Annotated in this window: 16 protein-coding genes; 9 read left to right on the top strand and 7 right to left on the bottom strand. The window is 50.8% G+C overall.

Annotated elements, in window-relative coordinates; translation table 11 throughout:
- Window positions 1-23: 23 nt before the first annotated feature.
- The 6 genes from AC27IB_RS12385 to AC27IB_RS12360 form a co-directional block, all read right to left on the bottom strand.
- Window positions 24-2576, bottom strand: coding sequence for a carbohydrate-binding protein (locus AC27IB_RS12385; protein WP_487121223.1), 2553 nt, complete (start codon window positions 2574-2576; stop codon window positions 24-26).
- Window positions 2577-2793: 217 nt separating this feature from the next.
- A complete protein-coding gene (locus AC27IB_RS12380) occupies window positions 2794-4278 on the bottom strand; it encodes a tryptophan halogenase family protein (RefSeq protein WP_487121221.1) in 1485 nt (494 codons plus the stop codon).
- Window positions 4275-5297, bottom strand: a complete 1023-nt coding sequence (locus AC27IB_RS12375; protein WP_487121219.1) for a cupin-like domain-containing protein — start codon at window positions 5295-5297, stop codon at window positions 4275-4277. The genes AC27IB_RS12380 and AC27IB_RS12375 overlap by 4 nt, the downstream gene beginning before the upstream one ends.
- Window positions 5284-6012 (bottom strand): SapC family protein, encoded by a 729-nt coding sequence (locus tag AC27IB_RS12370; protein ID WP_487121217.1) that lies wholly within the window; start codon window positions 6010-6012, stop codon window positions 5284-5286. Before AC27IB_RS12370 ends, AC27IB_RS12375 begins: the two co-directional genes overlap by 14 nt.
- A 119-nt stretch (window positions 6013-6131) precedes the next feature.
- Window positions 6132-9110 (bottom strand): TonB-dependent receptor, encoded by a 2979-nt coding sequence (locus AC27IB_RS12365; RefSeq protein WP_487121215.1) that lies wholly within the window; start codon window positions 9108-9110, stop codon window positions 6132-6134.
- Window positions 9111-9503: 393 nt separating this feature from the next.
- The gene (locus tag AC27IB_RS12360) at window positions 9504-12059 is read right to left on the bottom strand and encodes a glycoside hydrolase family 3 protein (RefSeq protein WP_487121213.1); all 2556 of its coding nucleotides are present in this window, start codon (window positions 12057-12059) and stop codon (window positions 9504-9506) included.
- 362 nt (window positions 12060-12421) lie between these two features.
- Between AC27IB_RS12360 and AC27IB_RS12355 the strand changes: the two genes are divergently transcribed.
- The 9 genes from AC27IB_RS12355 (at window position 12422) to AC27IB_RS12315 (ending at window position 25681) form a co-directional block, all read left to right on the top strand.
- Window positions 12422-13573 carry a helix-turn-helix domain-containing protein gene (locus AC27IB_RS12355; RefSeq protein WP_487121211.1) on the top strand — a complete coding sequence of 384 codons (1152 nt, stop codon included), beginning with the start codon at window positions 12422-12424 and terminating at the stop codon, window positions 13571-13573.
- 284 nt (window positions 13574-13857) lie between these two features.
- Window positions 13858-14844 (top strand): glycoside hydrolase family 43 protein, encoded by a 987-nt coding sequence (locus AC27IB_RS12350; protein ID WP_487121209.1) that lies wholly within the window; start codon window positions 13858-13860, stop codon window positions 14842-14844.
- 397 nt (window positions 14845-15241) lie between these two features.
- The gene (locus AC27IB_RS12345) at window positions 15242-16324 is read left to right on the top strand and encodes an SGNH/GDSL hydrolase family protein (protein ID WP_487121207.1); all 1083 of its coding nucleotides are present in this window, start codon (window positions 15242-15244) and stop codon (window positions 16322-16324) included.
- 36 nt (window positions 16325-16360) lie between these two features.
- On the top strand, window positions 16361-17968 hold the full coding sequence (locus AC27IB_RS12340; protein WP_487121205.1) for a rhamnogalacturonan acetylesterase: 1608 nt from the start codon (window positions 16361-16363) through the stop codon (window positions 17966-17968).
- Window positions 17968-18825, top strand: coding sequence for a sugar phosphate isomerase/epimerase family protein (locus AC27IB_RS12335; RefSeq protein WP_487121203.1), 858 nt, complete (start codon window positions 17968-17970; stop codon window positions 18823-18825). Before AC27IB_RS12340 ends, AC27IB_RS12335 begins: the two co-directional genes overlap by 1 nt.
- 393 nt (window positions 18826-19218) lie before the next feature.
- On the top strand, window positions 19219-22227 hold the full coding sequence (locus AC27IB_RS12330; protein WP_487121201.1) for a TonB-dependent receptor: 3009 nt from the start codon (window positions 19219-19221) through the stop codon (window positions 22225-22227).
- A 69-nt stretch (window positions 22228-22296) separates the two neighbouring features.
- Window positions 22297-24432 carry a beta-galactosidase gene (locus AC27IB_RS12325; RefSeq protein ID WP_487121199.1) on the top strand — a complete coding sequence of 712 codons (2136 nt, stop codon included), beginning with the start codon at window positions 22297-22299 and terminating at the stop codon, window positions 24430-24432.
- Window positions 24432-24746, top strand: coding sequence for an L-rhamnose mutarotase (rhaM, locus tag AC27IB_RS12320; RefSeq protein WP_296047463.1), 315 nt, complete (start codon window positions 24432-24434; stop codon window positions 24744-24746). The genes AC27IB_RS12325 and rhaM overlap by 1 nt, the downstream gene beginning before the upstream one ends.
- Before the next feature lie 296 nt (window positions 24747-25042).
- Window positions 25043-25681 carry an RpiB/LacA/LacB family sugar-phosphate isomerase gene (locus AC27IB_RS12315; RefSeq protein WP_487121197.1) on the top strand — a complete coding sequence of 213 codons (639 nt, stop codon included), beginning with the start codon at window positions 25043-25045 and terminating at the stop codon, window positions 25679-25681.
- A 346-nt stretch (window positions 25682-26027) separates the two neighbouring features.
- Here AC27IB_RS12315 and AC27IB_RS12310 read toward each other — a convergent pair whose 3' ends face one another.
- A complete protein-coding gene (locus tag AC27IB_RS12310; RefSeq protein WP_487121195.1) occupies window positions 26028-26819 on the bottom strand; it encodes a DUF1961 family protein in 792 nt (263 codons plus the stop codon).
- Window positions 26820-26878 lie beyond the last annotated feature (59 nt).

The following is a 26878-nucleotide window of genomic DNA, read 5'->3' as shown; positions in this document are numbered from 1 at the left end:
AAAGGTTGGGTCAACACACTTTTTTAGTTTTTAGTAAACTCCATCCAGTTCAGATTCCAGGCACCGCCCAGTGCGGTCAGCAGGAGTTCCTGTTCACCGGCTTGCAATGTCACCGTAGTGGAGATGGTTTGCCAGTTCTGCCAGTCACCGGTATCCGGCACCGCGATGCTGCCAACACTGGCGCCGTTCATGGCGAAACTGATCCCTTCTGAGCCGCCAGAGCTGGCAATTCGCAGGGTCAGGGTATAATCACCGGCTTCGGCGACTTCTACGTTGTAGGTCAGCGTATCGCCCGGATCGGTATAACCCAGGTTCTGGCCGCCGCCCTCGTCCTGCGTATCCTCAACCTGGAAGCCCGACTGTCCGCTGAAGTGCTCGGCCTCAATGCGACCCGGAATGGTGGCGTAGAAAATCTCTGTTGCCACCTCGTTTGAGGCATAGCTTTCCTCACCGTTGTTGGCAGTGACGATATAGAAGTAGGTGACGCCCTCGGCCGTTGTGGTATCGAGGTATATTTCGCTGTCCATCTCTGCGGCTAGCAGCTGATAGTTACTGCCCGATGATGTGGTGCGGTACACGTTATAGGTAGCATTGGCCACGCCCATCCAGACCAGGCTCATGCCTTCTGCAGTATTTTCCAGCGTCAGGTTTTGTGGCGCGTCTGGAAAGTTGAATATATCGGCAGGTTGATCAGCACTCAGTGCCTCATACACGCTTTCGTTGACCTCATATTCGATGGCCGACATGTTGGCGAAATAGGCTTCTATCTCTTCAATCGACGCATTATTCAGATCGATGCCAGCCATCGCTGCGCCGCTGACATCCTGACCGTTCTGAGGTGATGCAGGTAGCAAATAGAACTCCGCCCAGGTATCGGCAGAACCTGCGTCGCGGAAGCTACCAGAGAGAAGGTAAGACTCGCCGCCGGTGAGCTGCACTTCCTGATAAACCCCGCCGTTGGCAAAGCCATTCTGGGCGCTGATACGCAGGATATTTTCGTCGCCATCGGCGTAACCGACATCAGCGATAAGGTTATCATCGGCCGCAGAGCTGTTGGTGGCGCTCCATTCAATCCAGTTGCTCGCGGTATCAAAGGTACTGTTTTGCAGAATGTTTTCGCCGCTCGACTGGGCTGTAAACTGTAGGTCGTCTATCCGAATATCCTGTACACCACCCAGTGATCCAGACTTTACAATAAGGTAGAAAGTCTGATCATCTTCGGTAGGCGTAACAACTTTAGTAGGATTTTCACACGCTTCGGCTAATGGGCTGTCCCAGCCAGCGCAGCTCCAGGTACTGGCCTTAGCCAGCAGGCGCTCCCCTTTATTGGTGACATAACCCCAGGTGCCATTGCCCTGGCCGCCGTTAGTGGTCAGTACTTTGTACGACCACGCAGTAGCCGCCCAGCTAAGTTCATTGTAGCGGTCAAATGTAGCCCGGGTAATCGGACCGCCTTGTTCGCCAAGGCCTGTCCAGGGCTGCATTTCACCAATTAGGAATGGCGTGTCCAGTTCGCGGATGCGTTCGTCCCATTCACAGACTCCGGTGGTGCCATTCTGGCCACAGGTTAACCATTCACGATGAACATCGTAGCCAATTTCGCCCCAGCCAAAGATGCCCGGATAAAAGTGCATCTCAAAAGCCACATTGGTCATGCCCGCTTCGTCCGGATCGCCATAGGCATCAATACCACTGTTGTGCCCCGGCAGGATAACAATGTGCTCCTGATCCACTTCGCGGATGGCGTGATACAGGCCGGTGACGTTTTCGGCCAGGGTTTCAGCATCGGTGCCCCAGGGTTCATTTAGCACCCCATAGCCGGCTACGGCGGGCTCATCTTTGTAGCGCCCGGCAATCTGCTGCCATAACCAGCGGGTACGCTCCTGGTTTTCGGCAACGTTATCGCCTTCCCAATATTCGTTTTTACCTTCGCAGCCGCTGTGATGTTCCCAGCCTTGCGCGCCGGCGGCACCATGTAAGTCGAGTACCACCCACATATTACGGGCTTTGGCCTCTTCAATCGCGTAGTCGAGATATTGCCAGGCGTCATCTCGCAATGTCATAGGGTTAGCGTCGTCTTCAATCAGCTGATAGGGGAAAGGCAGGCGAATAAGATTGAATTCGGCGTCCTGAAGAATGTCCCAGTCACGCTCGGTAATAAAGTTGTCGCGATAAACGTCCATCAGGCGCGCGCGCTCGTCGGCGCCGAAACGCTCTTCCAGTGTGCCTTCAAAGGTACACTGATCGACAATGCCCTCGCCAACCGGATTGTCACCATTGTTGAGCATCCACATTTCCAGCATCAGCCAGTTGCCCAGGTTAACGCCGCGCAGCGAGACGATTTCGCCTTGTTCGTTCATCCAGCGCTCGCGGTCCTGCTTGAGCATGCTGTATTGCTCGTCACCAGCTTTAGGCTCTGGCGGGGCAAAGTCATAAACGGTTTCGCCGTTATTACTATTGGCGTCGCTTGCTTCATCGAGGCCGCAGCCGGCCATATTGAGTGCCAGACCACTCAAGGCAATAAGTTGAGCCAGTTTTGTCAGCGTAAACTTATTTTTGTTATCTGTTATTTTCACCGGTTTTCTCCGAGTTGCTCCAAGGGTTTGTCGGTGCGCGTGAACCAACAAGTTTGCAACAATCAGTTAACCAAATTTTGGCTTAAGACGATTCCGAGTCAGCGCGAAAACGCCAATCAGAACGTTCGAATAAGCGTCAGAACGTATGTTTTCACTGGCTTGGGCATAAAAAAGCCCGGCCATAGGGCCGGGCGGCTTAATATCACTTAAGCGGCGCTTACCGATTTACATAATGGCGTAAATAGTCCAGATGGTGAGGTAATTGCGCAACCCTGTTGGCAATCTGCTGGCGGATCTGGGTCAGAAACCGGCTCAGTTCATCGTCACTCATATTGTTCACAATGGGATGGTAGGCCTCTGGCTGCAAACCTTGCCCGAGCATTACCTGCTGCCAGGAGTCTTCAAAAAGCTCGTTACGTTCTTTGAGTACCCGGCCGGTTTGCGCAAACAGTTCGAGTTTTTCCTGCAATGTGTCGGGCACTGTCATCTGCTGACAGTATTGCCACAATGGGCTGTCCCGACGTTGGGTGACCTTGTAATGGAGGATCACGAAGTCGCGGATGCCAATCAGTTCCAGCTCTGCCTGCTTGTTGAACTCATGGATTTCGCTGCGCTTTATGCCGTTTAGCGGAAAAAAGTCCAGCAAACGTAAAATCGCTGAAGAGATCAGATGGATGCTGGTGGACTCCAGCGGTTCCAGGAAACCCGATGACAACCCGATAGCTACACAGTTTTTATGCCATTGCTTGCGCCGCTTGCCGGTTCTGAATGAAATCCTTTTCGGCTCGGTGAGGGGCGCTGCCTGTAAACCGGAAAGTAATTGGTCCTCGGCATCAGCATCGCTGATGGTATTACTCGCATAAACGACACCATTGCCCTGGCGACCCGTAAGCGGGATTTGCCATTGCCAGCCATGAGGTTGCGCGATTGAACGAGTATAAGGAAGCGGCTGATGACTATGTTCAGATTGCACTGCTATGGCACGATCGCAGGGCAGCCAGTGCGACCAATCCTCAAAACCGGTATGCAGCGCCTGCTCTATCAGGCGTCCGCGAAAGCCGGTACAGTCGATAAATAAGTCGCCACGAACAATTTCACCCTGGCTGAGTGTGAGAGAGTCTATGTTGCCGGTGCCCGGGTTGATAGCTACATCGCTAATGGTGCCTTCGATACGTTTTACACCACGTTGTTCACTGAAATGGCGCAGGTAGCGTGCGTAATTGCCGGCATCCAGGTGGTAGGCATAATTCAGATTACTGGGTTGGGTATGAGCGAAGCGTTCAGCCGCCGCAGCCTGATGCTCCGGGCAGTAGTCGCCGTAGTCATGAGCGATGCCAAGTTGCTGGCCTTTGAGCCAGAAATGCTGGAATCCGCAGGCCCAGCAGTCCTGCCCTGTGTGGCCAAAAGCATGGATATACTTATGGCCCGTGTGACGCCAGTTCACAAATTCGATGCCGAGTTTAAAGGTCGCCTGGGTGGCGGCCATGAACTCCTGCTCGTCAATACCAAGCAGGCGATGAAAATACTGTAGTGTGGGAATGGTGGCTTCACCCACTCCTACTGTACCGATAGCATCGGATTCCACCAGAGTAATATTGAGTTGCTTGCCCAGTGTCTGGCTCAGGGCCGCGGCGGTCATCCAGCCGGCGGTACCGCCACCGGCAATGACGATTCGTTGTATTCTATCAGGCGTGTCTGTCATCGGTTTAGTGCTTGTAGTAACAGGCTGCGCAAACGACGGGCAGTCTCTTCACCGGGCTGGCTCAGAATGCCTCTGGCCTGTTCGGGAATATGGTCGTGCTGCGTACCATGTTGATTAAAAACGTAGTGATTAAACATATCCTGCCAGATTTGTTTTTCCTCGGGCGGGAGTCCGGCAATGCTCAATAAAGCATGTTGCAGCGCATTGATGGGCGCATCCATAAAGTCAGGTGTGGTGCGCCACCAGTAGTTGACCAACATGTTAAAAGGAGCAAGAGCTTCTACCTCGTGCCACCACATACTGGGAATAAACAGCGCATCACCTGCTTCCAGCTCGGCAATCTGCATGTGGTCCATTGCCTGGCGAAAGCGCGGAAAGCGTTGTTCATCAATAGCGTGCAAATCTACCAGACTGACCGGCTGGCCGGAGGGGGTGTTCTCGAGCGGGCCGATATAAAGATTGGGTGTCTGATCCGGTGGAAACAGCGTAAAGCGACGACGACCTGCTACGCAGCAAGCGATGTTCAGGGGCAGGTCCTGATGAATGGCTACGCGGGTCTTGTTACCTACCCATAAGCCATTTCGCGGTTGCTCGTGGGGCACTGGTACCCTGGGGTTTTGCGTTTCAAAGCCAGGCAGGTACTGCTGTAAATGGGTACCCCCGATAAAAATAGAGGGGGGCGCAGTCATCGTTTGGGTATCGAGTAACTTGCGCAAAATCAGGCCCAGGTCGGCGGCTACCTTCTCAAAATTAAAGCCGCTCATATCCTCATTGTAAAAAAAGCGCCCGTTAATGTCGGGGGCGCCGAAGAAAAAGCCCAGGGGTTCACCGCTGTAATGTTCAAGCAGGTGCTGGCAAAGGCGATCTGCACTGTACTTGCCGTGCTGCACTGCCTGCCAATGACTGATATATCCGCTGAGCCTGACCGGTTGCTGACTGGTTAACAGCCAGTCAGGCAGATCGCTGCCGGGCGCTAGAGTAACGCTTCGACAGCGACGTGCTGAATCAACTACCGACACCGGCTTGTACTCTTTTGCGTTCAATTAAACCCGCGAAATTAGACTGGCTGGCAAGCACAAAATGGATCAGCTGTAATATGCCGCTTTTATGCAGTTGAAGTACTACGCTATCGTCTAGCTCGCGCAGTTTATCTTCATTAATGGTGTAGTAGCCAGCGAGGCGGTGCTTATCTGCGCCATCCAGGCTGACATCCAGAAAGAAGCTCTCCAACAAATCATGCTCAATCAATGCTCGGTGAAAAGCCGCAGTTTCTGCTTCCCGTTCGCGAATGGCGTTCAATATATCGGTAACCTGCTGTAAATACTCGCTGTGACCGCCATGGGGTAAGAATAATGGTTCTCCTTGGACCTCACTAACCTTCGGACTATCAAGGTCAACCAGCAGTACCGGCTGTGACTCGCGCTGTTCACTCGGGCCGCGCATGCCAATTAAAAATGGCTGGCGCTCGATCATCAAAGGTATATAGTTGGCATCCCAACCTGCTTCGGTGAGATACAGGTTTTCGTTCTGTTCAAGGCCGAGCAGTGCCACGGCATGAAACGTTTGTTTTTGTTCATCCTTATAGAACACGATGGGATATTCGTGCTGCAGACGGCGAAACTCAAAAGGCAGCGCCAGTGTGATCATGAGCGATTCATTGAGCGCCGGCGTGTGCTGACGGATAATCCGTAAATCTTTGTGGGCAATATTATTCAGAGCGACCGGGTTAGCCATATATGCTCCTTGTTGTTATTGATAAGACACTATACCGAAAAAACCACACCAGGAGTAAGACGCGTAAAAAGCATAAAACGCGAGTTACTCAAGGTGTAGCTACGGGTAATGATTACGGCTTAAAATGTATAACGCATACCCAGGTTATACCGCGGCGAAGACTGCCTTAAGTTAATCAGCATTTGCTCGTGCCGACCATGCTGACGCTGATACTCATTGGTCAGATTAATGCCTTCGGCGAACACCGCCAGGTTTTCGGTTACGTTATAACTGACGTTGACATCCCACTGACCATAGGCTTCGGTGTAAACCGGGTTGTCGCCGGAGCCATCACCAATCCAGGCCAGAAACTTGTCGCGCCAGTTGTAGGCAATCCGTACCGATAACTCATCGTTCTCATAGAAGGCGATAAAGTTGGCGGAGTCAGATAAACCGGTTAGCGCGTACTGCGGCTCCAGCGAGGCGTTGTCGTAATACAAATCACCGTCTACCAGGGTGCCGTTCACGTTTACGCCAAAACCGGAATCCCAGAACATATGCTGAACCGCCAACTCCCAGCCATGCACGTTGTTATCTCGCTGGTTGTAGGGAATGGTGATCTCGAACTGAGCCAGTTCGTCTTCCGGGCTGGCATCAATTACCACATCGCCATGCTCGTTAAGATAGACGTTGGGATCGCTGTCCAGGTAGTTGTCCAGAATGTACTGACGAATTTCGCCGTTACCGGTAAAGCCTGCAGCGCGCGCAGCATCTGCTCTTGGGCCCTGGGCCGGGTTACGCAGGCCAAAGGCCGTTTCGGTGATGGTGCGTCGACCTACAAAGTTTTCTACGTCTTTGTTAAACCAGCCAATGGCCGCATAACTTGCTTCTTCGTAGTACCACTCAAGCGACAGGTCGTAGTTGGTTGACTCCAGTGGCAATAAGGCCGGGTTACCCCGTGAGCCGGAACCCTGAATGGTTGTGATCTGGCCGCCCAGGGTCTTACCGCCCTGCATATCACCGTAGCTGGGTCGAGAAATGGTTTTGCTGTAGGAAGCGCGGGCAACAATATCGTCGGTCAGCTCAACCTTAAAGTCGATGCTTGGCAACAAATTGTCGTAGTCGCCGTATTCGTCGGTAAATACCGAGTCGCCGGTAGGCTGTAAAACCAGTTCATTCGTACTGCTCCAGGAAATGCCGTCGTAACTGGGCACCAGTGCTGAGGCATGGGTATCGGTTTTCTCGTAGCGTAAGCCAGTAACAATGTTGGCTGGCATATCGCCAATATCAAATACCAGGTTTGCCTGGACATAGGCCGAGGTCATTTCTTCGTCGGTGTAGCGGTCGGTAGTATAGTTGGTGCCGCCACAGAAGCGCGGTCCGCAAGGCCATTCTACGGCGTTTTCATTGTAGAAATTTGCCGCCGTGAAGTCGGCTATCTGGACGAAATCCCAGTCGATAAAATACGGTTCAAGATCCGGATCACTATGACCGGGAATGTTGTCGAACATGGCAGACAGTGAACGCTGGGTAAACCAGCTGTCTTGCCAGTCTTCCGGCTCACCAACACCGCTCCAGGTACCCCGCGTGGCGCTGGCATATTTGGAGTGGTTATTGGCTTCGGTACGGGCAATCCCGAAATCGATACTTTCAATAAAGCCGGTGTCAAAGGTATAGGTACCGCTAGCCTGGAATTGTTCCAAATCAGTACGCTCATGGTTATTACCAAAGTTACTGCCGGCACCAATCATATCGGCTGGCTCAAAACCGTCTACCCCTTCCGGGTACTCAATACTAAGAACAGGCAGGACTTGCGAGAAATCCACGGTAGTACGAATACGGTTGTTGGAGATCATCGCCAGTGAGCCCCAGCTGCCATAGGGGCTGTTAGGTTCGTGCCTGGCTGAAGCTGTATGGTAGTCGAATTCCAGGAACAGATTGTCGCTGAGCTGGTATTGAAGGTTCAGACCAAGGGAGTTGTTGGTATTTTTGGTGGCCGAGAAACCACGACCGGAGTTAATACCGATGCCTTCACCGCGCTGCACGTCGTCACTGTAGTTATCGGTATCCTGATACTGGATAGGATAAGCCACCCCTTCGCTATTGGGTTCCGACCACACCATGGTGGCGTTGTTATAATTGAACGAGAACCAGGTCGACATGTCGGTTAGTTCACGGTCGATACTGCGCTCTGAGTAGGTATAGTCCAGCCGGGCTTTGAGTTTGTCGGTGGCCTGATATTCCAGGGTTAGCTGGCCATTGATACGGGTTCGGTAAGCTTCGTTAAACTGATAAACCAGGTTTTGTGGGACCGCATACGTCACCCCGTCGGCGGGCTTGTTTAAATAGGAATTATCCGGATCTTCGGCGGGCAGATTTCCCCAGCCGCCTTCATCCTGACCGGCAATAAACGAACGCCAGCCAGCCCCTACCGAAGCATTGCTGTTACCGCTATCGCGTTTTTGGTAACTGCCGGTTAACGACACGCCAAACTTATCATCCAGGAAAGTCTCTGAATAAAGGCCCGAAAGTTCTGGCGTCCAGGTGTCGCCGCGTTGGGTTGAGTCATCGTTGACGGCCTTAAAGCCAATACTGGCCTGGCGACCAGGGGTAGCCAACGGTCGCGGAGTAATAATATTGATGGTGCCGCCCAGGCCGCCGGTAGCGATGGAGGCACGCCCGGTTTTATAGACTTCTACCGCACTGACGCCTTCCGAGGCGAGGTCGGCAAAGTCAAAGGAGCGGGTAGGTGTTGGCATCTGGCGGCCATTTAGCAGTACCAGGTTTCTGTCGGCGCCAAAGCCGCGGATGGTCACGCGACTACCCTCGCCGTCTGAACGGTCGATGGATACACCGGTGATCCGTTGTAAGGACTCAGCTAAGTTAGTATCCGGAAACTTACCAATATCTTCAGCCGAAATAGCTTCGACAACCCCATCACCAGACCGTTTAATATCCATAGCGCGGATCATACTGCCGCGGATACCACTGACCTCGATTATTTCAACGGTATCGTCAGTGGTTTGTTGTTGTGCCTGAGTGGTAGAGATCATCGCCGAACTTAATACCAGCGACACCGATAGGGCGACCTGGCTTTTGGTAAAGGGGCGAGTTTTCATTATTTTCTCCCTTGCGCTAGCTTGGTTGTTGTGCTCGTGTTGTATGCAACTGCTCAACTTTTCATTAACATCTTTGAAAAGTATGGCGAAGCCTAACGCCGGGCTGAGCGGATGTCGTTTTAATCACTCTGGATCCGTAAATACGAACGTTCTGATTCTCGATGCGAACGTTCTGAACTTTTCAATCTGTTGATATTAAAAGAGTTATACTTATTTGAAGGTGGCAGGGTAAAGTGGCCTGAAAGTGGATTGCCTGGGCAAGCAGAGGCTTGAATCAGTGGGATATTGACAGCGAGTGGGCGCGGTTGCGATAACAATGTTAAAGAAAGGGGAATATTCGCGGGCAGTTTGCATGCCAGGTTACCGGTAATCCGGCAACCTGTGAAAAGAGGCTTACTGACAGTGAATCGTGGCAGACGTTGCCGCTTCGGGCTGTAGCCTGACATTGGCTACCGACAGCTTAACTGCACCTGCAGACTCCAGCATAAACGGTGCGGTGATATTGGTTAACTCGGCGCCAGCATTCACCAGGCACTGTAAATCAACCGATAGCTCATGCCATTCATTGCTAGTAAGGCCTGTCAGCGTCGATTGAATATCCACACTGCCGCGACAGTTATCACCACAAAGCATGCCAAGGGCCACAGAACTATCGGGAGCCTGTGATACCTTAATATCAAGCGTCAGCGCGCTGTGGCTTGCAAGGTACTCGGCAAGGGTTTTTGGTTCACTCCATCCCAGATAAGCCCGGGCAAGACTATTCCCCTGCCAGGTCAGTTCGCGGGCATCTTCCTGAACCGCCATATTTTCGGTTCTGAGCGTCAGATTATCAGAACCCTGAGTGGTAACCACGCTGGTGGCAACCGGTACAGCCCAGCTCGCCTTATCGCCTAAAAAGAATGCCAGATCAGCTTGTGCAACGGTGCGAAAGAGTGCCATTGGTTGGCTGTAGTCTTTCACCAGAGGGTTGGCGGCCACTTCGTTTAGGGTCAGACTGACCGTACTTCTATCACCGTAAGACAGGCCAAAACCGTATTCAAATAAGGGAGCGTAGTGCTTATCGCCTTTATTTAACACCCCCTGATCGTCCAGCGCTGGCCACGAGTAGGAAAGTCTGCCGGTAAAGTCATGCTGCATATTGCCTTTGTTATCTGTAAATAACACATCGGCAACTCCACTGCCTTCTGAGCCGGGTAGCCAGGCCACTACAAAGGCATCAGAAGCATTTAATTCGGCATTAACCCATAACGGGCGGCCGGTTAAAAATACTGAAACTACCGGGATCCCCTGCGCTTTAAGGCGTTTGAGTAATGCCAGGTCGCGCTTATTACCGCGTTGGTATTCAATACTTTCAATGTCGCCGGCACCTTCCGCATAAGGGTTTTCGCCAAAGACCACAATAGCCACATCGGGTGCTTGCTGAAAGGTACCGTCAGGTGCCAACTCGGCGCGGCCGCCGGCCTTCTCAACCTGAGCCTGAATACCGTCGAATATTGAACTGCCACCCGGAAAATCAGCGTTTTCATTGCCGGTGCCTTGCCATGTAATCGTCCAGCCACCGGATTGTTTACCAATGTTGTTGGCGCCTGACCCGGCAACCAGCACGTGCTGAGCCGGAGCAAGAGGCAGTAATTGTTGATGGTTTTTGAGTAATACCAGTGATTTGCGCACTGCCTCACGGGCAATCTTACGATGTGTATCACTGCCGATCAGTGCTTGTTTACCGGCCAGACCGCGGGCTTTCGGTGCGACACCATCAAATAAACCCGCGCGAAACTTCACCCGTAATATGCGTCGAACCGCATCGTCGAGACGGCTCATGCTAATTTCACCGCTGTTCACCTGGGCCACGGTATTGTGAAACATGGCTTGCCAGTTGGTGGGAACCATGATGATGTCTACTCCGGCGTTAATTGCCTGTGCACAACTACTGTTACTGCAACCGGGAACCTGGCCGTGACCATCCCAGTCGCCAACCACTAAGCCATCGAATCCCATCTGGTTTTTCAATATATCAGTGAGCATGGTCTGGTTGCCATGCATCTTAGTGCCGTGCCAACTGTTGAACGACGCCATAATGGTTTGTACGCCCGCTTCGATGGCGGCTATATAACCCTGAGCGTGGATGTTGATGAGCGCCTGTTCCGAAGCAAGGTTGTTGCCCTGATCAATGCCGTGCTGAGTGCCACCGTCACCGAGAAAATGCTTTGCGGTAGCAATCGCCTTGTGATCATTTAAAAAGCTCTCGCCGGGCACGCCCTGAATACCTCGGACCATAGCAGAGGCATAGTCACGTACTAAGGCCGGATCTTCTGAGTAGCCCTCATAGGTGCGCCCCCAGCGGTCGTCGCGAACAACCGCCACGGTGGGCGCAAACAGCCAGTCAATGCCGGTTACGCGCACTGCGGTTGCGGTAGCAGCACCGATTTGTTCCATCAGTTCAGCATCATGCATGGCGCCAAGGCCAATATTGTGCGGAAAAATGGTCGCGCCAATTACGTTATTGTGGCCGTGAACCGCGTCTGTTCCCCACATGGTGGGAATGGTACTGCCATCGAGCGTGTCGTCTACCGAAGCCGCATACATCTTATCGGCTAATGTCACCCAGTCTTCCATGCTGGCGTACTTGTCATTATTAGGAAATGCGCCGCCGCCATTCAGGTAGGAGCCAAACCCATACTCGCGCATCTCAGCTACGGTAAAGTCGCGGATCTCTGGTTGTATCATCTGCGCCACTTTTTGCTCAATGGTCATGGTAGTGAGCAAGGTATTGATTTGCGCTTCGGTGTGCGGATCCTGGCTAACCGGGCTGGTAACTTTTGGCCACTTGTGCGGATGAAGAATCCCTACAGAGGGATTCTCCGGAGGTGAGGAAGACGGCGAACAAGCCGATATTACCAGTATCAGGCTCGCGGCGATAACACCTTGTGTAAGCGATGCTGTTGCCAAAATATGCTCCTTAAGTTTTATCATTTAAATGTGGATGCTGCGCTCACAGCGTTAAAAGAGGCTAAGCAGTGTAGGGGGTCGCGCACGGGAAGTCGTTTACAGGGGAGCGGTTGGCGTAACTCGAACGTTCTTTTTTGGGGAGAACTGGTAATGCTATGAATATTATGAACTTTTTGGTGTTGGGTGCGGGCGTTGAAAGTGCCTTTGGTTAGAGCCGGTTATGCCACAATAGCGCAGTTAGCGCTTAGGCGAACGTTCGTCTCGGCGATTTTGGCTGTTTTCTGTGTTTGATTTCAGCAGGGAGAGTCGATAATATTCCGATCTCTTAACACAATAATAACAAGCTTCGGGCGCTGCACAGAATGGATAAAACCCTGTTCAATCTACATGACTTAGTGTTGCTGCTAATTGCTTTTGAATGCCTGGCTGTGTCTGTTTATATTGGCTTTAATCGTCCTAAACAAAGTATACCCACTACCCTGCTGATTGCGTTTTTTGCTGTGCATGCCGGGATCGCCCTGAATGAGCTGGTGTTGTGGGGCAGTACGTTCCGTTACTGGGTGCTGGAAGCCTCCCCTAACTTTTTCTTCATACTCGATTTTACTTACTGGCTGGACGGCCCGCTGTTGTTTTTGTTTATTGGCGCGATTTCCCGCAATCATTTCCGGTGGCAGCGCTGGCATGCGGCGCTGGCCGCGCCGGTGCTAATGTTTGCCGTGTTTATTTATTTTCATTTCTACGCGTTGTCCTTTGAGCAAAAATACGCCCTGATAAAAGACTACACCTTCGCTGATTTTAATTATGTGCTGGTCGATTTTATCGCCAAAATGACCCGGGTCGTTTTTGCTGGTCTGTCAGTTTATTATTTACACAAGGCCGAACCGCAGGTCACTCAAAAATTCAACGTGCCCCAATGGCTGCCCAAAGTATTGATGGCCTTTACCGGTATTCTGATTTGGGAAATGCTGTTAAGTATGCTGAAGGTGTATCACTCGCTCTACGTTTTACCTAATTACGACATTGTTGAGTATGTAGGGCTTGCTTCCTACTACATGCAGTTTGCCCTGATCAATGCGGTATTGTTTATGGCGGCTTCGCACTTTTTAAGTGCCGGGACCATCAAGCCTAAACCGGCAGAAAAAGAGCCGGTCAACATGGCGATTGTGGAAAAGCTGGAGGCAACCATGAAAGCGGAACAGCCCTATCTCAATCAAAATTTATCCTTTGAACGGCTGGCCGAAAAGCTGGATATTCCGGTCAAAGAGCTTTCCAACACCATCAACCGTTATTACGAAGTCAATTTCTACGAGTTTATTAATAACTACCGGATCCTGGAGGCAAAGCGCCTGCTGGAGGATCCGGAGCAGTTTGATAAAAGTATTACTGACGTGTTTTATGATGCCGGTTTTAATAGTAAATCGGTGTACAACACTTTGTTTAAAAAACGTTTTAATAAAACGCCCAGTCAGTATCGCAAAGACTTTAAACAGCAACTGGCGAAACAAACCGCTTAACATAATAAGCTTCAACACAAGCCCACCGATAATACGCATAACAACGAAATTGCCGGTAGCTTGTTTCACTGATACCAACTGGTTAATCGCTACGGCGTTGTCATGTGGACTTGATAACGTTTGATTGGCCGCTGGTTGCAATTGGCTTTAATACAATCCCTGAATTAAGCCGTTGTAAAGCTGTCAGGAAGGTTCTTATGTGAAACAATCCGGGGTTAGGTTTTGACAATCGGCCGATTTCAGTAAGAATTTGCCGGATAACCGGCATCAAGGACGTCTTCATTATGGTCAGAATACTGTTTATTAGTCTCATTTTCAGCCTGCTGTTAACCGGCTGCCAGCCACAAAACAGAGCTGAACAAGCCGCCAGCGAAGTAATCACAGCCCAGCAACCTGGCAATAGCGAAAGAAGCGACATTTTATTGTTTGCTTCGTTTCGGGGTAATGGTGAGGACGGACTGCACTTATCATATAGCGAAGATGGCCTTAACTGGACCGTCCTGAATAATGACGAAAGCGTTTTGGCCCCACAGGTTGGCACAAAATTAATGCGTGACCCGGTGATTATCCGCGGGCCGGATAATCGTTTTCACATGGTGTGGACGTCTGGCTGGGAAGACGCCGCCATAGGCTTTGCCCACTCTGATAATCTGCGTGACTGGAGCGAACAGGTATTAGTACCGGTAATGAAAGACTTTCCGACTGCAAAGAATGCCTGGGCACCAGAAATTTACTGGGATGACGCTACTCAGCAATACTGGATCTATTGGGCATCGACGATCCCGGGCACCTACCCGGACACCGAAAAGCAAGCCGACAAAGGCTGGGATCACCGCATATTTGCCACCACTACTAAAGATTTCACTACCTTCACACCAACTGAGTTATTCTACCAGCCCGGTTTTAATGTCATTGATGCGGCGATTGTGAATACCGGGGAGAACTACACCATGTTGGTCAAAGATGAAACACGCTATCCGCCGGCCAAACACTTGCTGGTCGCAACCGCCAACACTATTCACGGCCCCTGGCAGTTACAGCAAGCGCCTTTTTCGCCAGCTGATGTATGGGTTGAAGGCCCCGCCATTATTGAACTGGATGGTTGGTATTACGTGTATTTTGATCAGTATACAGAGCATAGTTTTGGGGTAATGCGCACCCGCGACTTTAAGGAATGGGAAGACCTGACCGAGCAATTAAATATGCCCCAGGGGAGTCGTCATGGTTCGATAGTGAAGATTACCCGCGAGGAACTGTCGGTATTAAGGTAAGTCGATAGCTATAATTAGGGGCTGTTGATCTTTGCTGTACGATTTTTGGTCTATATGAAAGCATTTTAATCGCGGAGCAGTCCTGAAGGCATAGTTGTTCTACGTCAAAGGGCTGTGACAATGAGTAAAATGCTTTCATGACGACCCCTTCGGGCAGCGCCTGTGTATCATTTATACTGTGTTGACTGTTTTTGATTTAGCCCACTAGACCTGCAAACAGTCGCCTTGTCTAAATGATACACAGACTGCTGCAAAAGTGTACAGCAAAGATCAACAGCCCCTAGTTTCATATACGGGATATTTTATTGATATCTGATACGACGTAGTCATCGATTGTTTTCGTGATTGAATCTGAGTGTTAATGTTTTTTACATTAGTTTAATTCAGGTTTTACAATATGTGGCTCAACTGGTTTATCCGCTCGGTTTTGTTGTGCACAACCGCCATTGTATTGGCTGGGTGTGCGAGTCAGGTTACTCAGCACGATGTTCGGGTCTTCGACGAGGCCGCTCTGGTAAGGCAGTGCCAGCCCGCTAATGGCGCTACACCTGCGCGTTGTGATTTTGCGCCGGCACTCATCGGTGATGCCCGCCATTATCGGGTGGAAATGATCATTAAACCAGCAAGCACGCCCTGGGTGTATGCAGAATCCCGTCGGTTAATGCATTCATCTGCCATAGCAATTGAACAACAAAACCTGTCATTTTTAGTCAATACCCGTCATCCTGATGGTCAGCCATTGCAGCAGGATACCTACCAGGGTTCACCTGGGCTAACGTTATGGTTACCCGGTGAATTACACGAAATCGAACAGATCGCTATTACAGCGACAACGCCTGATAAAAGACTGTTTATTCTTGGTGACTCTACGGTTTGCGATCAAAATCCGCAGTGGGAGAAGCCTGCTATCGCCCGATACAGCGGCTGGGGTCAGGTATTACCGGCTTATCTGAGCCAGCAGGTATCAGTGGTCAATTATGCTGATTCCGGCGAAGGTACCCAGGCCTTTAATATCGAAGACGGCGAGTTATTCGCGCCCATTGCCGAACAACTACGAGAAAAGGACATCGTCCTGATTCAGCTCGGTCACAACGATAAAACCACCTCAGCAGCCGTGTATGAGCAGCGCCTTAGTGACTTGTTGCTATTTATTAAAGCTCGTGGCGCGCTACCCATACTGGTGTCGCCGATGATCCGCAACCAGGGGATCAACCTGGCTCAACAGCACCAGTGGCCGCAGCTCGACGTACGACGGTCGCTACAAAAGATCAGTCAGTTACAGGACATCCCCTTGATCGACCTTATGGCGCTCTCAGATGCGTGGGTGACCGAGCTAGGCCAGATGGCTGCTCAACAGTTTTTTGTGCCAAAGGATCGTACTCATTCCAATGAGGCCGGGGCACATCTCTTTGCCAGCATGCTGGTAGAAGACATTACTCGCCGGCAGTTGCCGCTGGCCGAATACGTTATCTCTCGTTGAAATTTGCTATACCCGGAAGGATAGGACTCTGTTGCCATGAAATGGTTATCTTATAAATTTCTTTATGCACTGCGTAGCAGTGTTCATTGTGTCTGTGCATTTTTACTGATTAGCTCGTTGGGCGCCCAGGCCAACGAAGCCGATGTGCTGGCTCCGGCCACGATATTTATTGCCGGAGACTCCACAGCAGCCACCTATAAAAATGCGGAGCATCAGGGTTGGGGGGCGATGTTTGATCAGTTTTTTAGCGACAAAGTGAACATCGATAACCGCGCTCGTGGTGGACGCAGTACCCGTACTTTTATTAACGAAGGGCTGTGGGATGATTTACTTGCTGACGTTAAAGCAAACGATGTAGTGATTATTCAATTTGGTCATAACGATGCCAGCCCCATTAACGATGAGCGTCGTGCCCGCGGAACCATCGGTGGTATCAGTGACGACTTTGTTGATATCGACAACCAGCTTACCGGAAAGCAAGAACGTGTATTCTCGTTTGGTTATTACATACGTAAAATGGTCAGCGACGTTAAGGCTAAAGGCGCTAAGCCGGTGTTGATGTCACTGACCGTACGTAATATCTGGCAGGGGCATCGCATTGAGCGTGGTTCGGGTCAGTATGGCTATTGGATGTATCAGTTAGCCTGGGAACTGGATACGCCCTACATCGATTTAACTAATGCCGTGGCTGATGAGCTGGAATTGTTAGGGAGTGAGGCTACTGCCGCGCTGTACCCTAAAGATCATACCCATTATAACGATGCGGGGGCAGAGCTGCATGCCAGGCACATTGTTGCAGCGCTAAAGGGATTGCGCCCGGGTCTCGACAAATCGTATTTTTCAGCGCAGGGACAAGCCGTTGCAGCCTACGACTGGAGCTTTGTTCGGTTGCCGGTAAAAGCGGTCAAAGATCGCAAGAGTGTATTTTTGGTGGGTGATTCAACCGTACGTAACGGCTGGGGCGACGGCCGTGATGGTCAGTGGGGATGGGGTGATTTTATTGCCGACTGGTTAGGTAACCCGCCACTTAACATTGTCAATCGTGCGGTAGGCGGCCTGAGTTCAAGAACCTATGTTACGCAAGGCCATTGGGCGCGGGCACTGAACATGATGAGCCCAGGCGACATCGTATTGATTCAGTTTGGCCACAATGATGCTGGCGCACTAAATGATGACAGCCGGGCCCGGGGCACCATCAGGGGCATTGGCCATGAACAGGTGGTCATCGATAACCTGCTCACAGGCAAAACCGAAACTGTACACAGCTATGGTTGGTATTTACGCAAAATGATCGGTGAGGCGCGTGCTCGGGGCATGCTGCCGGTAATCTGCACACCTGTGCCGCGCAAGGTGTGGGAGACGGACGGGCTACGCATTGCCCGCGCCACAAACAGCTATCCAACATGGGCAACTCTGGTGGCCCGACAAGCTCAGGTGCCCCTGATAGATCTGCATCAATATGTTGCCAGTCACTATGACAGTCTGGGACAAGAGCAGGTCAATGCCTTGTTTGCTGACGCACGTACCCATACCAGCCTGGCAGGCGCTAAACTCACGGCTGAGATAGTTGCCCAACAGCTTGCGCCGATGTTGGGAATAGCCGTTGTAGACAGTCTGGCAGAAGATATTCAGGGAGTGGAATAATGAATGCACTTAATCTAGGGGTTCGTGCCCACGATTATGGTGAGGGTACACCGGCAGAAATCGCCGGTATCATCGGCCAGTATCCGGTAAGTTGTGTGCAATTGGCGCCCGCTAAGTCTTTCCCGTTTATAAGTGAAAACCCGGGGCAACTTACCCCGGGGTTTGCTAATCACGTGCGTGATGAATTTGCCCGGCAAAATATCAACATTGCCGTGTTGGGTTGTTATATCAACCCGATTCATCCTGACCCGGTGCTGCGCGAACTCTCTCTGCAACGCTTTGAAGAGCACCTCACTTTTGCCCGGGATTTTGGTTGTGCCATCGTGGGCACCGAAACCGGCTCCCGCAATGCCGATTGTACCTATCATCCGGATAACCAGTCGGAGCAAGCCTTTGAAGAGCTGGTCGTTAGTGTCAGGCGGCTCGCCGGTGTGGCAGAGCGACACGGAGTCTTTGTGGGCATCGAAGGTGTGGCACATCACCATACAGTGAATACCTACGAGCGAATGGAGCAGCTATTGATTAGGGTTAACTCGCCGAATGTAAAAGTGATCTACGACCCGGTGAATTTCTTTCCGCCAGACCAATGCGAACAGCAACAGCAGTTGATGGATGACGCGTTCAGGCGGTTCGGCGAACATATTGTTGCTGTGCATTGTAAGGATTTTGTTAACAATGATGGCCGCAAAACGGGAGATTTACCTTCAGGTACCGGTGAAATGGATCACGCTCATCTGTTTCGTCTAATCGAGCAAAATAAACCTTATGTGCACATAATTTTGGAAAGTACCAATCAAAACAATGTGACTAAGATACTCAATTTACTCAATCAGTGTGTGGTCGAAAACCGCTTTTGATTGTTTTGTTATCCCCTGCTTATTGAACATCCGTATCAACTCGCGTTGCAGCGGTATTTTGCTTTTCTGAATTAAGGCTGAAAGGCTTATTCTGTTGGTCTTAGTGGCAGATTGGACAGGTGTCAGGTGGCCCTCATTTTTGCTGACTTTAAGGCGTAGAAGCGCGCTGTATAAGCAGATGAACCACCCAAAATATACGGTCAGTTCAGGGCGATTTATTCATATATGAAATTAAATGATTGTTTATGCATATTGGTGAGTGGTTTTGATGGTTTTGTGTTGACGAAGGCCTCTGTCGGTTACTAGGATAAATGCAGTTGTAAACAAAATATTAAAATAATGTTTACTTTGGCTGGCGCCGAAGCCAGCCTTTGAAAAGCGAACGAGGTTACTATGGAAAACGTCATGGAACGCAACATCACAACAGCCACTCAAGCTACGATAAATACATCGCGCAAACTGATTGCCACCAGTATTTCTACCATTTTACTAACCGGAGCCTGTTTTGCCAGCGCGCCGCTATGGGCACAGGAGTCAGATCAGACTGTCGCGCAGCAACAGGCTGACGAGTTAAAAGATAAAGACGCCGAGGGCGAAGATACCGAGATTATCGAAGTGAAAGGTATTCGTTTTAGTCAGCGCAGCGCGTTAGATCGTAAAAAAATGGCTGGCACTATTACCGATTCACTGGTGGCCGAAGATATCGGCATGTTCCCGGACAAAAACGTCGGTGAAGCCTTACAACGTATTCCGGGTGTTCAGCTCGACCGTGATTTTGGTGAAGGTCAGGGGATCAGTATTCGTGGTGTTGAGCCGGGCCTGCTGCGCGTTGAGGTAAACAATGTTTCGGCGCAGGGCTTTAGTGGAAGTCGCGCGGTAGATTTTCGTGACATGGCGGCTGAGCTGGTTAAATCTGTTGATGTCATAAAGGGGTCTGAAGCGCGCCTCACTGAAGGCGGTATCGGCGGTACCGTACAGGTTAATACCCGTAAGCCGAATGAGTTTGATGAAAACTTCCTGTCGGTCAATGCTGAAGGCCAGTATAACGACCTGATCGACGATCCAAGTAACAAATGGAATGCCACCGGCGTGTATAAGTTTAACGACGATCTGGGTGTGCTGGTCAATGTAACCGGATCAACCAAAAACACCATGATCCATGCTTTGCGTAATACCGAATGGGCCCGTTTTGCCGACTACGACAACTCACCGGAAAAGACCTTTGAAGATGCCAATTTTGCCGACGTAACCGATAAAGCTGCCTGTACAGACACCGCTGACCAGGCCGCTTGTGAGCAGCAGTGGTTTGACTTTTCGCCGCGTCTGCCTCGCTATGGCATCTGGGGCCGTGAGGAAGACCGTCTTAGTGCTAACGTGGTTGTGCAGTATCGTCTGACTGACAATCTGCAAACTCACGCAAGCTACACTCACAATACCCGCGATAAACAAGCGCTGGACTTAAACCTGCACTTAGAATCGCAATCTGCTGCGCGTATCAACCCGGATTCGGTGATAGTGGATGATCAGCACAATGTGACCTACTTTGAAACGGCGGCTGCCACAGTGACCAACCGGACGCTGGAGTTCGGCTGGGATCAAACCACCGAAATGTACGAGACCGGCTTTGAGTACAGCAAGGATGCCTGGCGAGTAGAAGGCCAGGTGGCTTACTCGCTGGCCGAGCAGGATATTGACTCACGGGATACCCATATTACCGCTAATGGTGTTGCCGGGGTGCAGGTTGACCTGGATAGCCGCGGCGCGCCGGAATGGGATTTTAACACCGGTTATATTGTTAACCCTGATGATCCTACCGATACGTCAAATAGCTTTGATGTCAACGATCCGGCCAGCTATGTGTCTCGCTCACGATATAAATATGCGCCCAGCCAGGACGAGTCTGACGAAACCATGGCCAAGCTGGATCTGACCTATATCCCCGATTCAGATTTCCTTACGCTCATCAGAGCCGGTGTGCAGGTGCGTAACCAGGGTTACGAAAATGCTAACTTCCAGTACAACATTATTCGTGATGTAGGCAGTACCTACGAAAACCCGGAAACCGGCGAATCCATGGAATGGACCATGGAAGACCAAATAGCCCTGATTACCGGCAATACGTTTCAGTCGCCGACTCTGTTTGATGGTTACAGCCTTGGGGTAGACACCATTGGTAACTATCAGGCGGTGGACACATACCCCTTTATTGAAGATATTCAGGCGGTCGCGAACGACTTTACTACCCGTCAGGACTTAGATGTGCGCACGGGTAACTACAATGTAGAGGTCGATACCCAGGCGATTTACCTGCAAACTAACTTCGAAACCTACATTGGCGGGATGCGCCTGTGGGGTAACGTGGGTGCCCGTTATGTTGAAACCCAAACGGCGGCGAACGGAGACGTGTTTGAGCGGATTATCGTCGACCAGGTAGATGACGACGGCAATGTCCTGACCGATCCGGTTACCGGCGAGCCTTTACCAGGCATCGAAGACACCGATCACCCGGATACCTTTAACGGCCGTAAAACGGTTGAAGAAGAGTACAACGACTTTCTGCCGAGCTTAAACGTAAACTTAGCGCTCATTGAGGACGAACTGGTACTGTACTTTGGCACCGCCAAAGTGATGTCGCGACCTAAAATTACCGACCTCAACGTTAACGCCAGCTGTACCATTTATCGTACCTCGCGCAACGAGCTGGATGACCTGCGGGACTACTGTACTGCAGGTAACCCGGCATTAAAACCCTACCGTGCCAAACAGTTTGATATCGCTCTGAACTGGTATCCCAATGAAGATACTATTATCTCGGGTGCCTACTTTGTTAAAGATATCAACAGCTGGGTTATTGATCCGACTACCCGCTTTGATGTGGACTTCTTTAATGACGGACGCTCTTTTGATGTACGCCAAAAAATCAATGGCAGTGGTGTCACCACCAAAGGTTTTGAGCTGCAGGCCTCAACCATCTTTAGTTGGTTGCCAGAGCCATTCGATGGCTTCGGGGGCGCGATAAACTTCACCCATATGACCGCCGATGATGTGGGTTTGTTCAACCAGTTAACCGGTAAGGAACTGCCCTTCCCGTCACAGTCTGAAAACAGCTACAACGTCACCGCGTTTTACGAAACGGATACCTGGAGTTTCCGGGTTGCCTATAACTACCGTGACGAATACCTGATTAATCCGGCTGACCGCTCTGGTAACCCGGTTTTTGTTGACGACTCAGGGTATATGGATGCCAAATTTATCTACAACATTACTGATGATTTGCGCGCCTATATAGATGGCCGTAACCTCACCGGCGAAGTGAAATCATACAACGCTGGCCCGCGCCGCCTGTCCGACCTGCAATGGGCTGGCCGCGAGTACTCGGTAGGTGTGATTTATCAGTTCTAAGCAGCATAAACAGTGATTTAAGCAGGGGCATCATTGATGCCCCTTTTGCGGTTAATCAAGGAATTCTCTATGCCTTCATTTTCACGACGCGATCTATTTTGTCTGGCCGGTAAAAGTGCTGTGTTAGGCGCTTTCATGGCGCCTTTATCGCACAATGCACTGGCGGCTGCTGCGGCTGTTTCGCGCCCGTATAAAATCAACAAGCTCATTCATGGTGTGGCGTACTACCCAGAGTTATGGCCGGATGCCGATGTGGATGCCGACATTGCCGAAATGCAATCGTTAGGCATCAATCTGGTACGCATGGCCGAGTTTGCCTGGTCGACCATGGAAACCACGCCCGGCGATTATGACTTTAGGTTATTTAAAACGGTGATGGATAAAATGCATGCCGCCGGGATTGATGTGGTGCTCTGTACACCAACCGCAACACCTCCCGCATGGCTGACTCACAATCATCCCGAACGATGCCATAAAAACGCCAAGGGGACAGTCATGAGTCATGGCGCGCGTCAGCACGCCAGCTATGAGCACCCGGCGGTCCGCGAAGCCTGCTTTAGTATCATTCGCCGCATGTCCCATGAACTCGGCCGCCACCCGGCGCTGATTGGCTGGCAATTAGATAACGAAATGAAAGCCCATGTGGCAGAAGATTTCAGTGATGCCGCTATTGCCAACTGGCGTAAGTGGTTGCAACAGCGCTTCGGTACCATTGAGGCACTTAACGAAGCCTGGGGCACCCATATCTGGAGTCAGCATTACAATAATTTTGACCAGGTGCCCGCGCCGGTGACGACGCCGTTTTTGCATAATGCCTCGCTCATCACCGCGTATAAACTCTTTTGCCGCGAGAGTGTAGCGGATTTTATGCTGGCGCAGCGTAACGTCATCCGCGAGTTTTCGGATTTGCCGATTACGCACAACGACAACCCGGCATTTAATATTCATCATGAACGCTCCATGCAGGCGCTGGATTTTGCCGCCTATGATGCCTATCCAACCGCTGAGCAATGGTCGACACTGGTATTTCGTTCTGACCTGTATCGAGCCGCTATTCCCGGCCGGCCATTCTGGCTCATGGAAACCAGCGTGGCCCACAATGGCTGGTTGGGCAATCATCAGCCCATTCACCCGGCGGGGTTCTTGGCCGCAGAGGCCAGTTTGATTTATGCCCTTGGTGGAGAAGGGTTTTGCTACTGGTTATGGCGTCAGCAACGCAGCGGCGCGGAGCTTCCCCATAGCGCCGTAAAAAGTGCCTGGAACGCACCATCTATCGGCTATCACGAAGTGAAAAAAGTCAGTGAAGCTAAACAGCAACTTGAACCAACATTGCTCAGTTCAACACTGATTACCCCTGAAGTGGCGGTGACTTACTCGGATCATGCCCGCGCTATGTTTGAAACCGAACCTTTGGATAAGCGTGCCGGTTTCCCTAATCGTTATCGTGGCATTGTCGAAATGTGGCATAAACAGCTACTGGATGCAGGCCTGCATCGCGAGGCCCGTTTTGAGGGCGCATCCTTAGACGGATTAAAGCTACTGATTACCCCTGCCATGCCCTATGTGAGTGAGGCATTTTTAATTCGTGCTGAGGCCTTTATGCGGCGCGGCGGGATTTGGATTGCCGGACCTGTTACCGGCACGCGCGGCAAAGAACATACGGTGCCGGTAGAGGCGGGTCTTGGCTTACTGGAGAAAATGGCCGGTGTGAGCACCCAGTATTTACTACCACTTACTGGCACCAAAGCCCAAGGTGAATTGCTGGGTGTGGAAAGTGAGCTGAGTGGTTGGTGCGCCGCGGTAAAAGCGAAAGCAGGTACGAGTATTGTAGGTACCATCACCAAAGGTCGTGCCAAAGGACTCGCCTTTGCCACCGAGCGCCCAATAGGCAAAGGCAAGCTGGTAATGTTAGGCGCGCAACCCCATGGGGATAACAGCGATGCAATGCTCAACCGGCTGATTAGGCATTATGCTCAGCAGGCCGGGGTGAAAATGCACTTTGATGTACCTGAGGGCATAGTCATAGTGCCGCGAAAAAGCTCGCAGGGTAAACTGCTGTGGATAGTGCTGAATATGCTCAATGAGAGCAAAACCGTTTCGCTACCCGCTGGGGCTACCGATATGCTCAGTGGTCGAACACTGGGCCCCTCCACATTGCTGAGCCCTTACGCCCGATTAATTATTAACACCAATCAGGAGGCCTGATGGAAAAAATTGCTTTTGTTATGCAGCTTAACCCCGGCTGTGAAAAAGAGTACGAGCGTCGCCACGATGAGATTTGGCCGGAACTGGTAACCGAACTCAAAGCCGCGGGTATAGAGGATTACTCCATTTTTTTGCACCCCGAAACACTACAGCTGTTTGGTGTTTTGTGGCGTAGTGATGAGCATGGTATGGACGATTTACCCGCTACCGGGATAATGCAGAAATGGTGGGCGTATATGGGCGATATTATGGCTCATAACAGTGATAACAGCCCGGTAACGCAACCGCTCACCCGGGTATTTCATTTACCCTGACAGAGCGGTTTGAAAAATGGGTGACTGGAACAGCGCACTTCTATGCGGATTAGTATTAACACTCAATGTGCACAAGAAGTAAAGCCTGTTTTATCCTTTCGCCCTTCCTCGGTTTGCCTGCCATCCTAGCGGGTGAAGCGGGTACCAATCAACGCCGGGAGTAGTGAAGTTTGCGTTTTGCGCTGCCGGTATTTCAGATATGAAAATTAAAAGCGTTAAAGCCCTGTTCGCGTATTATTTGCTGAACAATGATGATAGCGTCCGTGCTTTAAAGTTATACAAGCTTGAGGGTTGCCATGAAAGTAGCGTTGATGATGGAAAATAGCCAGGCGTCAAAAAATTCAATAGTGCTAAACGAGCTGCAAAATGTTGCAGATGAGTTAGGTCATGAAGTCTACAACGTAGGAATGAACAGCGAAGATGATCATCATCTTACCTATGTCCATTTAGGCATTATGGCCGGCGCGTTGCTGAACGCTAATGCAGTCGATTTTGTTTTTGCTGGTTGCGGTACAGGTCAGGGAGCTCTGATGTCGCTCAATGCTCAGCCTGGCGTGTATTGTGGTTATTGTATCGATCCGTCTGATGCCTTTTTGTTTAATCAGGTGAATAACGGCAATGCATTAGCCCTGCCTTTTGCTAAGGGATTTGGCTGGGGTGCTGAACTTAACGCTCGGTACATTTTTGAAAAGTCACTGACCGGTGGCCGCGGTGAGGGCTATCCTGTTGAAAGACGTGAACCGCAAGTTAAGAATGCAGGTATTCTTGCCGAGTTAAAGACCGCATTAGCGGCAGACAGCTATGTTGATACCTTGCGTAAAATAGACCAGGAGCTGGTTAAAGTTGCCTTCACCGGTGAACGTTTTCAGCGCTGTCTTTTTGATAACAGCCAGGATGACGAGCTTAATCAATACGTTAAAAGTCTGGTCGCGTAAGCTATTGCAGCGGGCGTGGTGACGCCCGCTCACGTCTAATACCAATCCGCATAGTAGTTTACCCTCTCAGAGTGAAACAAAACGACTTAGATCACGACGCGTTCTCTGCGGCATAGTCATTCTATGTCCAGAGGACGCAACACAGAGGTAAGTCGTTTTGGCCACTCCCTTTGGGCAATTCCCTGAGGGTGAGCTGGCAGACTTTCTGGCGTTGTTACGCTTGCTTGATTTGGAACCACCAAACCTGTGCAACCAAGCCTAGCCAGAAAGCCCGACAGTCTTGCTGAGTGGGTAAACTACTATGCGGATTGGTATAATCACCACCCTTTCGGCATATCCTTCGTTATTATTCAATTGCCCAGACACTAAAGTTGCGATACTGAAAGTGTGTCCATTGCATTTGTCTGAAACCAATGTGGCCGCTGGTATAGGGCGCCCCGGTATTGACTCCGTCGATAACCGGTTGGTTGTCGGTGTAATCAATCACTTTGTTGTCATCAACAAAGAGCTGAATGTGGTTATGGTGCTTAACCAATCTAACCTGATGCACTTTATCTGAGTAGGTCGGGATCCCTACCTTGCCCTCTTGTAACAAGGTAAACGTGTTGTTTTTGCGTAAATTGGCATGGCCGCGGTCCGGGTTATGTGCGGCATTAGCGTAATAAGAAATGTGATAACTGTTGATCCGGCCTTCAGTGTACTGGCTAAAGGTACCGTCACGGGCGGGTAACGACGGGTCAAAAATGCTTTCGCCATCGACCCCTTTGGCGGCGAAAAATACAATGGTCAGGCCGGCATCGGTTGTTAGTGGTTGTGCCTGCCATTCTGCAATAAAGCTATCCGGAAACTCTTCCGGGCACCAAAACACATGGTGCATGGCTTCATCCGGTGAATACATCTGCATCCAACCATCCTTAAAGGTCAGCTCACCAGGGCCTTCCATCACCCAATCGGCAATGCTGGCAGGGCTAGACAAAGGATTGCTGTATAGCAGAGCACCTTTTTCCACCGTACCGGTTAACGCTGATTCGGTGGCGGTGGGTGTGTTGTTGCTGCTTGTTGCCGGCTGCTTTGAACAACCTGCAGCGGCAGTCACCAATAACAGGCAAACAAGCCAACGCGGGTAACGAGTGTTCATGACGATGAGTTCCTCTGGGTTGAAAATCCAAACTACTGCGCGAGTTTCATATGTGAATC

This window comes from Alteromonas sp. 4NH20-0104 (assembly GCF_057547795.1).
The sequence above is the reverse complement of the archived record's forward strand: the minus strand, read 5'-3'. Positions and strand labels throughout refer to the sequence as shown.